This window comes from Bradyrhizobium sp. Ai1a-2, from assembly GCF_000426245.1.
GTDB lineage: Bacteria > Pseudomonadota > Alphaproteobacteria > Rhizobiales > Xanthobacteraceae > Bradyrhizobium.
In genome coordinates this window covers 1-10708 of the sequence record NZ_AUEZ01000134.1, presented here as the reverse complement: position 1 = coordinate 10708, position 10708 = coordinate 1, and the positions used below count along the sequence as shown (strand labels likewise).

Genomic DNA, 10708 nt, shown 5'->3' with positions numbered 1-10708 from the left:
GCTCGCGAAATCGTCATAGCGCTTCTCCTAGGATTACCCCTAGGACCTGCAGCCATCGCGTTCGTCAAACAAGGCGGCCCTCAATGGAGGGATACTGTGGATCGCGCCGTCGCCGGGCTCGTAACTCCGGTCGGGCTACGCCCTCCCTGCGTCACGAGCCCGGCGAAGCTCTCTCATCCTGATTGACGCTACGCTTCCACCCTAATTGCCGCGCGGCAAGTAGATCCAGCATCGTGCCGTATCGGTCTTGCCCTTGGACAGCACTGGCACGGTCGTATCATCGGCATGAAGGCGCTCTGCCGCCATGACATGGGCTTCGACCAGGCGCAGGAGGGGATCCAGCGACGCACAGACCGATCCCACAGCGTCCGCCATGGTCGACAGCGCGATTGGCACCGCTTCCAGGGCATAGCGCTCGGCCTGACGGTTCAAGGGCTGATGCTGACCGAACTTCTCAAACATGATCATGGCCAACAGGCTCGGGCCAGCCGATCCTCGAGCGACTGCATGGAACGGTGCCGGCGCCTGGCTGATCTTCTCACAGTCGCGGCAGGAGAACTTCTCCCGGACCGTCTCGATCACCTTCGACTGGCGCGGCACCACTTCCAGTGTCCGGGTCACGTTCTCCCCGAGCTTGTGCAGACGATTGCTGCCACAGCACTCGCAAGCCGCCGGCGCGTCGATCACCACTCGTTCGCGCGGTAAATGCTCAGGGAACGTCTGGCGTTCGCCGCGCTTGCGCGTAAATCCGAGACCACTTCCAATCGGGAGACCTTCGAAATAGGCGTATGGTCAGTCATACGCCTATGTCTTCATCCTTCATCATACCGCGCAAGGGCGGTCCTCGCCGGAGCGATACGGCGGACGGCTCTGAGTCACCGGCAATTCGCCGGCGGGATGGGGTGCTGACACCGACCTAATTTCGAGCGATCACCGATGATCGACGAGATGATGGACCTTCGCGCCCTCGTAGAGAAGGCCTCAGACGCCGACCTGCTGCGCGAGGTGATTGGCCTTGGATAGTGCGGTCGTTTCTCTCCGCCACCTCAAACCTGATGCGTGTTAAACACGGCAGTGTCACTGCTAGTCAGAAAATCCACGTATGTCAGCAACCTTCGCGCTTCGTGGGTGGGTGACCATGAGTGCAGAGCTTAGCATGCAGGCTAGCTAATCGCGTTAACCCCTGCTCAATTACAGATGTTGGGAGATAGCTAAAACACAGGCGTACATGATCGACACTTCGTGGGCCATGATTACGACCAGGTATAAGGTGTACGTCCTGCTCGCGACGCGCAGCCTCAATGAAAGTCTCAACCTCAATGCCAGCGGCCAGCCGTACCCAGAACGAGAAACCACCGCCTGGTACGACATACTCTGGTTCGCAAATGCGGCTAGACTGCAAAAGCGTGTGCAGAATATCCCGCTTGGCACGATAATGCTGGCGCAGGCGCGCAATATGCGCATCAAGAGCGCCCGATTGCAACAACGCTAAAACGATATTACTGACAATGGGGCTTACGCCGCCATCACATTTGAGCCGTGCAAGCCTGTTGATGATATCCGACTCTGCAAGCACCCAGCCTACCCGTAGCCCCGGTCCGGCGATCTTGGAGATGCTATGGATGTTGATCACGTTGCCGCCTGGCGCCAGGCAGTCAACTGTGCCGTTATAGGGCAGCTCCGCATACACAAGATCTTGTACCAACGGCAGGCCATGGTGGGCTAGCAGCGCTGCCACCTGGGCCATATGGGTACGCGACATCTGGCGCCCAGTCGGGTTATGAAATGCTGGCGTCGTGTAGAAAAGTTTCACGCGGGTATTACTATGCAAGATTGCTTCGAGTTCGTTCAGATCGACACCTTCTGCGCACATGCCGAGCTGGAGAATGGTCGCACCCGCTATTGAAAACGTGCGCAGCGCGCCCAAGTAGGACGGGTCCTCGGTCAGGACGACATCGCCTGGGTCGATCCAAGCGTCTGCGATCAACTGTAAAGCTTGTGAAGCGCCAACCGTAAGGATGACTTGATCATGGCGCACACCGTAGCGCCCTGCGAGCTTTGTACGGAGCTCGGGCAAACCCACCGCATCCGTATACTGCGGCAGATCGGCGGAGGCGACGCCGGTATCTCGGTTAAATGCATCCGGCCAGGCCAGTTTTGCAAACATCAACGGATCGGGCAGGCCGTAACCGAAATTGATGGCGTGCTTCGCACCTGAGTAATTGAACGGGGCAAAGCTCTGAGCGAGGACGCTGCGGTTGGAGGCCCGCGAAGTCATGATTTTGTCGTTCAAATAGATTGCCTAACCTGTTCTGTACGAAAACGCTTATTATACGCTGCGATGAAGTTCGCAGGTACCGCCGCACTGAAATACGGGAAGTCCACCCTCGCCCCTGGCAGGGCAGCTGCTGCAGCAGGTTTCTTGAGGGACGGCTGCCATGCTGCGCCGAAGAAATGCTGACCGTAGCGTATCGCTAGCTTAGGTACCACGGGATAAAGAAGACTCAGGAACAATGAGATCTGCGCGGCATTCCACATACCACTATCTTCACGCGCAAAATCGGCTGCTTCGAAGTACGTGTTGATGATATCAAGCGCATCCCAGAAACGCAGTGCCTCGATCGCGTTGGCGTAGCGCTGAGCCAGGCCACGTAGAGCGGGGCAGAGGCCTTTGCTGTCCATTGTGTGTGCGTTATTGGCTGAGTGACGTAGCGCATCTTCCCAGCTGCGAAGGAGTGACGCCGCCATGATCAGCTTGTCAACATCGAAATCGTTCTCATCGCTATCGAATGGCCTGGCCACTCGCGCCAGCGCGTAGCGGAGTACACTGGGGTCCACCTCGCGCGCCACTTCATCGGTCCAAAGGGCATGGTCGCGACTGGTGGAAAACTTTTTGCCTTCGAGCTTGTAGAAATCCTGGACGGAGAGATTTTTGGGAATTGGGTAGCCGCGCGCGAACAGACTGCCGGTCACACCTACCGTGTAGTAGAAACGGTTATCTTGACCCATGAAAAACACAAGTTGGGTGTTCGGGGCGTGCAATGCTGCGTTGGCATCCAGATTGTCATGGACGCATTTCTCGCGAATTCCAGTATCGAAACACCATAGACCTTCAAACCATGTGAGCAGGGTTTGGCCAATCAAGGGTTCAGGCTGTTTTAGCTCTACACCATGACTGAAATGGCGCGACATCGGCAACCCATGCGCGTTGTCGGCTAGCCAAGCACGCGCCTCATCGCGGATGGCCCTGGGCCAGGCGCTTTGTCGAATAGCTTTGTCCAGCGCCTGAGCCAGCCGGGGAACTTCGAATACGGCCTGCTTGATGGCCCTTAGCCCAAGCTTACGGCCGCATGTGGTGTGCCGCCCGTTGCGTAGGGTGTCATGCTGGACAGCTAGGCCACAGTTCTCACACAAATTACTGTCGGTAGCTGCATCGCACGCCGGACAAGTTCCAGCTGCCAGTGAGTCGGCAACGAACTCGTCGCAGTGTTCGCAATAGAGTTGGACGCCGTTGCGCACGTCGACATAGCCGGCCTCCTGCAATTCGCGGAAGATCACCCGCGCATTCTCTTTGTGGATCTCGCTAGATGTGCACACAAATACATCGGGCGTGATTTGCACCGCGCGCAAGCACTGCAAGATCTCGCAAATGTGTTTCTGCGCGACGTCGCTAACAGGTTGGCCGAGTTTTCGTGCTTTTACTAGGGTATACGTGCCGTGCTCATCTGCGCCCGTAATATAGTACGCGCGATGGCCGGCCATACGCTGAAAGCGCACGAAGATATCGGCGAGTAAGTATACGCCACCGACGTGACCGAGATGTAGCTTGCCGTTGGGGCAAGGGGGGGCGGGACAAACAAAGTAAGTGCGCATGTCAATCCCACCAAATCGATAGGAATTTGAGATTGCTGTCCTGACTGACGTTACGGATAGCGTGCTTTTGGTGTGGTCGCATGTAGCACAACGCCATCTCGCTCACCGGCCTCATCTGGCTGTCAGCCTCGAATTCTCCATACCCGGAAATCAGCACCCACAGTTCGTGCTCGTGGTGCGTGTGCAGATCGACCGCACCGCCTGGTGCGACCTCAACAACCGAGGCGCCGAACTCGGGGCTGAGACCATCCGGCAGATGCTCCAATAGGCGACAGACCAGTACGCCATATTCCGTTCGCATCAATGAATGATCAATCTGCTTCGTGTACACGTCGGTCCTTCCTCCGAGTTGGCACTCAATCGCGATAGAATATGCCGTTAGGCACGTTCAGTTTTTCCAGGTCTGATAGCTTGCCTTCTGGTGGGTTGTAGGCGCGCTTCATGCGCATATATTCGGCACGTGTTGGACCGCCAGTAGATCCGCGCTGGAAAACCAGATAAAGCGCGCGGCGGGGGCGATTGCTCCTATTTGGCAGTGAGTAGTGGGGCGCGTAGTCGTCGAAAATAAATACATCGCCGGCTTTCCATGACACTGGTTCCCATGTGAAGGTCTCGGCGACCTCTGGATTGATCACGCCGCCGGCATCCATTGGAAACACTCCCTCCTTATGGCGACCTGGCGTGAAGAAAAGACCTCCGTTGTCAGGTTCCGAATCGTCGATGGCAATGGCTGCCACTGCATGCACCATGCGTTCCGGTATCTTGTGTGGGATATGATAAATGTCCTGGTGTGGGCGGTAGCCGCCGCTATCAGGATATTTGAAGATCAGCAGTTCCTTTAACATCCGCGTGTCCTCATCGAGTAGCGTCTCGACCGTCGTGCGAATGCGGCCGTCGGCCAATAGCGTCTCGCGCAGAGCGCCATGGTAATCCAAGAAGTTCTCCACCTTTGAGATAATCTTGCGATTGTCGGATGTCTTCTCGAACCACATCATCCATTTGTCGACGCTTACATCCCAGCGCGCGACGTCCTCCACGAAGTTAGAAATGCCGTCGCGAGTGGATGGATCGAAGAAGCCTTCGAGTCGGAGATATCCGTCCTGATGCCACTTCGCTTTTTGTGCCTCGGTCAGCATATGCGAGCTCCTCTCTCAAAATTACAGGTAACCAGTTGTAGCCTTTACTCGAAGCGCGGTTACCAGCAGCGCATTCAAGGCCGTCGCGCCCAATAGCGTGAGCAACATCACGTCGGGACCAAATCCGCGGATCAACTGGCCGCCGACTAACGGAAAGCCGAACAATCCCGAAAAATATGCTAACGTGAAGATTTGTGAGGTGACGGGCACGGACACCCCGTGGTCGCCAGCAAGATTGACGGCCATTCCGTTGAGGGTGGAGTAGGTTAGCCCATAGCCTGTGGCGAAAATTGCCGTGGCCACGATATAGAGCGGGGTGCTGCCAGTATTAACAATAAACATTACCAGTGATGCCCCAGTAGCTGAGAAGAGCGTGAGCGCAAGTCGGTGTACGGGCAGGCGGCCGATCACGTGGGCGAGAGAGAAGCGCAGCGCCACGCTGGAAGCGGTAAATATTAGAAAGAACAAATCGGAATTTAGGTGACGTGATGCTGCATAGGCGGTCTGATATGTCGATAGCCCCGAGAAAATGCAGCCGGCAACGGCAATCATAGCAATGGGGGCAGCTGTGCATTTTCGAACTAGCGCTACGGTCGCGGCTACTGTGATTTCGATATGCGGCATCGGCACTGCGGATAGACCCAACATGGCACGTCGTGCGACCGCTACGCAGATGGCCGCGATTACGCAGGCTATCGCGAACAGTGCATACACCATGGCTAAAGAGCCGGTGAATTTTGCCAAGAAGTGACCGAGTGGAGCGGCTAAGCCGAGCCCGGCCATTTGTGAGCCGGACAAAATAGTCAAGTATTGGATACGTGCTGCGGGCCGTAGATGGCGAATGATCTGCAACGGTGACAAGATGAAGGACACCGACCATCCCGCGCCCATCAGCATACAGCCGGCATAAGCCGCTCGCTCATCGAGTACTGCGCCGGCAAAGAGCAGCATGGCTAGTGCCATGGTGACCGAGGCAGCGGCCACCGTCGGCATTATGCCGATGCGCTGTGCTACCCAGCCTGCCGAGCAGCCGCACACGATGGTAGCAACCATGGCGCTGGAGATAAGAAAGCCGGCGGCTTCACTATTCTTACCGAGCGCCTGCATATAGTCCGGCAATAGGAAACTTGTGCCGTAAGCTGCTGCAATAGCGATCGACGCGACCAAAAATGGTCCAAAGGCACGGTGATGCAGCCTGGCAGATAGCTGGTCCGCACCCATAGTGGGGGTATCATCACGACAGCTGCGTAGGGGGGAGAACGGCGCTCGGCTCATGTGATTGCGGCCATGTGTTGCGTGGACGGCATTACATCCAGAGCGCCTAGCTCGGACGTGTCTGAATTGTCATAACTGTCAAGGATCTGCCGATCTGACGTATCCAGATAGAACGACTGTCCGAGCAGGCTATTAATAATGAGGCTGTTGCGGTATGCGACCAGTGATAAATTGACGCTCTGCAGCCCATGCTGCAGGCGGCTTTGGTTCTGCAAAAATACCGGCCCCGGCATGTGCTGATCGAAGCGGACCGCGTAGTCCGGGCCGAGCACAGGCAGGCCATCCTCCATGCGCGCGCCGCCGAGGAGCGTTTGCAAGAAGGGCGGGGTGCGCGGCTGAAAGCCTGTGGCGAGCACTATGCGATCAACTATGATGCTGTGATCTCGCTGCGTAGTGATCCCATTTAGATCTACTCGCCAACGCTTGTTGTGGGACGTGATGTCCTTTAGGACTACGCTGGACAACAAACGAAAGCTGTCAACCAGCGTGCCCTCGACGCTGCGTTCGTACAACATGTCATAGAGGCGATTGCATAATTCGGCAGAAATGCCGTCGCTTGTTAGCTTCTCGTGCTCAACGATGGCACGACGTTGCTGGAGCGGGAGAGCGTGAAAGCGCCGGCTGTACCCGGGCATGTAAGCCTCGTTGACGAAACTGTTATCGTCCATTGCAAACAAGTTCGTTCGCGACGTTACCCACGTAATCCGGGTAGCTAAGGGACGATTAAACATGTGCTCAACAATCTCAGCGCCGCTCTGACCACCTCCCACCACGAGCACATGCTCGCCGACGTAAGGTGGATTCCGCTCGAGATAGTCGGCCGCATGATAGACGGTGTTACCGATCAAGGCTCTCGCACACTCGGGGATCTTCGGCTCTACGCCAACTCCTATGACCACAGCGCGCGCGAGGTATGTGGTTGTAGTCGTGTTGACACGGTAGCCGTCGCTAAAGGGCGCAACGTCGACCACTTCTTCGGCAAAGCGGAGCGTGCCGAGTCGTCGTGCGACCCACCGGTAATAATCGGTGAATTCCCGCCGCGAGGTTGAGGCGTTACGTTTGTTGACGAAGCTGTAGAGCCGCCCGTGTCGTGCTAGGTAGTTGAGGAAAGAATAGGGGCTGGTAGGGTCTACCAGGGTCACGCAATCCTTAAGTGGGGACACTTGTAGCCGGCTGTTTGGCAGCGCCAAGCCTGGATGCCAGCAAAATCCCTCGCACTTCTCCAAGAATCGTGCGCGTAGCGGGGTAGGCTCAATCAATGCCGCCAGGCTGAGATTGAATGGGCCGATCCCGATGCCAATAACATCAAGCATATCCACAGAGGCTCTTTCACGCTCGTGTAAAGCCTTCCCCGGCTGGCGAAGGCAGTCACCTACTCGAATTGGCAGCATACAACCTGACGTAACGTGCGATACAAGCTTCTCCAGATGGTCTGGCTGAACCGTATGCCATTCTGCCGTGAGTAGAGTGGCCGCAACAAAGACGCGCCGCGAAGCCGATGGCAGTAGCCACGCTCATCTGGTGTCACCGCAGAGAGACCAGCTCAGGCAAGCTCGTGATTTCGTAACGCTCCCAACATCTACCGGCACCCACACGTGGAAGCACTATTCGGGTACGCAAAGTCGGAGGTGGACGACGTGTGTGAGCGCGGCCGGGCGAAGAAGGTACCGCAACCGAGGTGATCGCATCATAAATCGACGTTGGAAAGCCGAGGCATCGTGCAACCTAGAACTCGGTATCTATCGTCACTCATCAGCGCCGTCAGATGCCGCAATTCAATAGTCATGCGTCGCGCGCGAGGCATCTCGGCCTTCAAGGCAGTGACTCTCGTAATCTTTGCAGGATCGACGCAAGCTGCCCGAGCGGCGGCTACTTGGCAAGGCGTCAACGCACTGTCGATGGCCATAGCGGGGGTCCTGTCGACATGGGCATTGTGACTTGGTCGTTTTCGGATTTCACCATGCCAGCTTAGGTTCCGAATAAAGGTCGGCATGGTAGGTGAGGGAAGCATCGTGCGATACACCACCGCATACCGGTGTCCATCAAATCAAGCGCGGCGAGAGATGCCATTTGAAGGATTTGCTGCACAAGGGCCGGAAACTGTGACCAAGGGTTGCTCAGTTCTCTGATCAGTCGTTTACCGACGTTCTGTCGGTCCACGGGCCCGCGACATCCTCGCCGCGCAACGCCAAAACCGGTTTTGAGATTGGAGTCAAACTGGCCCACGCGAACGCAAGAGCGGCCGACCACGCTGCAACAGGTCGGCAGGGAAGCTCCAGGTGCCAACATGCCACTGCCACTTCTCTCACTTAGCTTACAGTTCCTGTTGGTAGTTCCGGTCGTTTTTATGCTCGAGCGAAATGGTAGCGTTAATCGAGAATCTCCTCGCATCGAGTCCGACAGGCGTTATCAAGAGGCTAGCAATTCCCATTCCGCCAGCTGCCGCGACAATCGTCGGAAAGCCACGTCCTTTCGCGCGCCGACACCGCTGATGCTTGTCTGGTTTCTGACAGCCACACAAAGCCTGTCAGGTTCAAAACACGGGCTTTAGGTAGCCGTGGAGGTTTTTCATCACCCAATCAGGCGCTTAGTGCGCGATGACGGCGCTGGCACGGCCGTTGCTATGGAGATGCAACAACACTGAGTGAGGGCTGGGTGCACGAGGTGCAAGACGAGCGATGCTCTCCTTCCCTTGAACCGCTGTGCCAGTTTCTGAGAGAGAAAGAAGCTCGTGCATAAATTCGCGCCGGGTTTGGCAGTAGCCTTGGCACTAGCTTTGGAGAGCAACATGGTCCTGCGCGTTGAGTCCCCAGCTCCTCCGATCAAGGTGGAGAGCTGGCTGCGTGGCCATCCCTTTACAAACTTCCAGCCTGGGGAAGTCTACATCGTCGAGTTTTGGGCAACTTGGTGCGGACCATGCGTGAAGGCGATGTCCCATTTGGTGGAGCTGCAAGAGAAATACAAAGACAGCGGACTTGAGGTCGTCGGAGTCGCAGCTCATGAACGAGCGCGAACGGGGGGCGAAGCCCGAACCCAGTTGGACGCATGGTTGACCAAGAAGTTCCCGGACCTGAACTATCGGATCGGGTTCGACTACACGGGCGAAATGAACAAACTTTGGATGGACCCAAGTTTTGCTGGCGGGGTTCCCACCTCGTTCGTCGTCGACCGGGACGGCCACATCGCCTTTATCGGTCATCCGATGCAACTCGATGATGTTTTGCCGAAAGTTCTGAACGGCACCTGGCGCACCAGCGATGAAGCTAAAGCCGCCGATACGGAGTGGATCGCCGAAGGTCAACGCAGAACGCGCAAGCGAGAGCTGACCGAGCCGATCTTCGCCAAACTTGGGCCGGCGATGAAGGCCGAGGATTGGGCGACGGCGCTTTCGGCGGTCGAAGAGGCAGTCGCGGTGATGCCGGACGACATTAACTTCCGCGTGCTTCATGCGGATCTGTTGCTTCACAAAATGCACGACATGCAGACCGGCTTGCCCGTCATACGCCAATTGGTTCGCGACGCGATCGACCAAAAGTCCGAGCTGTGGATGGCCGGGGCGATGCGCGAACTGTTCGATCCGGCGAAGGACAACGCCTATTTCCCGCCTGACGAGCGCTTGGCGATGGGCAAGAATTTGTCCGAACATATCCTGGCGCTGAATCCTCCACAACGCGAGGATGGCTCCAAGTTCCTGTCCTACGGGGCGGTCGCTCAGTATTATTACGAGAGCGGCAACAAGGATCGCGCGATCGAGTTGGTCAAGCTGGCGTTGAAGTCGCTGGACGGTCCGGAGCCTATTCCGGACGAACTGAAACAGCATATCCTACCGCCGTTGGTCCAGGCCCTGGCCCACTACAAGGGTGAGAAGGCTTATTACGGGGGTGTTTGTTCGGCTCCGCAAAACAAGTCTCCTCAAGCGCCGAAGCGCTGCCGCCGGATCAGGAAAAACCGAAAAAAGGCGTGATAATTTGAATTGGACGACTGGCCAATTGGTCGATTCTCTGGCGGGCCATCGCAAGTAGTCGTCCGTCCAACGCCCTCGCGATGCCAAGGTAATTGCGGACCATTCGATGCTCGGACTTGAGATGACCGATGATCGGCCCCACAACGGAACGCCTCGTAGCTCGCGCTGGATCTTCGGCGTCATCCGCCGCCTCTGCCGAGAGGTGAACACCTTGAACTTGCAATCGGCCCGGCATTGTGGCCGTGGTAGCCTGGATACGCTCGATGGTGTTGCCGATCGGCATCTCCATTTCCGGGATCACGGTCGCAAGCGTGAGGCCATAGTAAGAGTTGCGCAGGCAGTGCCTTGATGGGCAACGAACTGGCCGCCTAGCATTACAGTTGTATTTTTCCGGAAGTTCTGAATCCATGGGCAACCATGATTCGAAGATCGTGGGTGCGGACAGCGTCGATTGAAGAGA

7 protein-coding genes and 2 pseudogenes are annotated in these 10708 nt (G+C 56.8%); 1 reads left to right on the top strand and 8 read right to left on the bottom strand.

Features of this window, described 5'->3' with window-relative positions; all coding sequences use genetic code 11:
* Positions 1-216: 216 nt before the first annotated feature.
* From K288_RS0140755 to K288_RS48440, 7 genes and pseudogenes are all read right to left on the bottom strand, one after another.
* Positions 217-747 (bottom strand): annotated as a pseudogene (locus tag K288_RS0140755) (IS66 family transposase); the annotation flags it as partial.
* A gap of 358 nt (positions 748-1105) precedes the next feature.
* On the bottom strand, positions 1106-2293 hold the full coding sequence (locus K288_RS48445) for a PLP-dependent aminotransferase family protein (protein WP_244443454.1): 1188 nt from the start codon (positions 2291-2293) through the stop codon (positions 1106-1108).
* Entirely contained in the window at positions 2290-3873 is a 1584-nt protein-coding gene (locus K288_RS0140740; RefSeq protein WP_027584560.1) for a class I tRNA ligase family protein, read from the bottom strand. Before K288_RS0140740 ends, K288_RS48445 begins: the two co-directional genes overlap by 4 nt.
* A 1-nt stretch (position 3874) precedes the next feature.
* Positions 3875-4204 carry a cupin domain-containing protein gene (locus K288_RS0140735; RefSeq protein ID WP_027584559.1) on the bottom strand — a complete coding sequence of 110 codons (330 nt, stop codon included), beginning with the start codon at positions 4202-4204 and terminating at the stop codon, positions 3875-3877.
* Between the two features lie 25 nt (positions 4205-4229).
* Positions 4230-5009, bottom strand: a complete 780-nt coding sequence (locus K288_RS0140730) for a phytanoyl-CoA dioxygenase family protein (protein WP_027584558.1) — start codon at positions 5007-5009, stop codon at positions 4230-4232.
* 21 nt (positions 5010-5030) lie between these two features.
* The gene (locus K288_RS0140725; protein WP_027584557.1) at positions 5031-6230 is read right to left on the bottom strand and encodes an MFS transporter; all 1200 of its coding nucleotides are present in this window, start codon (positions 6228-6230) and stop codon (positions 5031-5033) included.
* 50 nt (positions 6231-6280) lie between these two features.
* Positions 6281-7597, bottom strand: coding sequence for a SidA/IucD/PvdA family monooxygenase (locus K288_RS48440; RefSeq protein WP_244443453.1), 1317 nt, complete (start codon positions 7595-7597; stop codon positions 6281-6283).
* A 1475-nt stretch (positions 7598-9072) separates the two neighbouring features.
* Here K288_RS48440 and K288_RS0140710 point away from each other — a divergent pair.
* Entirely contained in the window at positions 9073-10248 is a 1176-nt protein-coding gene (locus K288_RS0140710) for a TlpA disulfide reductase family protein (protein WP_027584556.1), read from the top strand.
* A gap of 85 nt (positions 10249-10333) precedes the next feature.
* On the opposite strand, the pseudogene K288_RS55230 reads toward K288_RS0140710, so the two are convergent.
* Positions 10334-10617 (bottom strand): annotated as a pseudogene (locus tag K288_RS55230) (IS5/IS1182 family transposase); the annotation flags it as partial.
* Between the last annotated feature and the right edge of the window lie 91 nt (positions 10618-10708).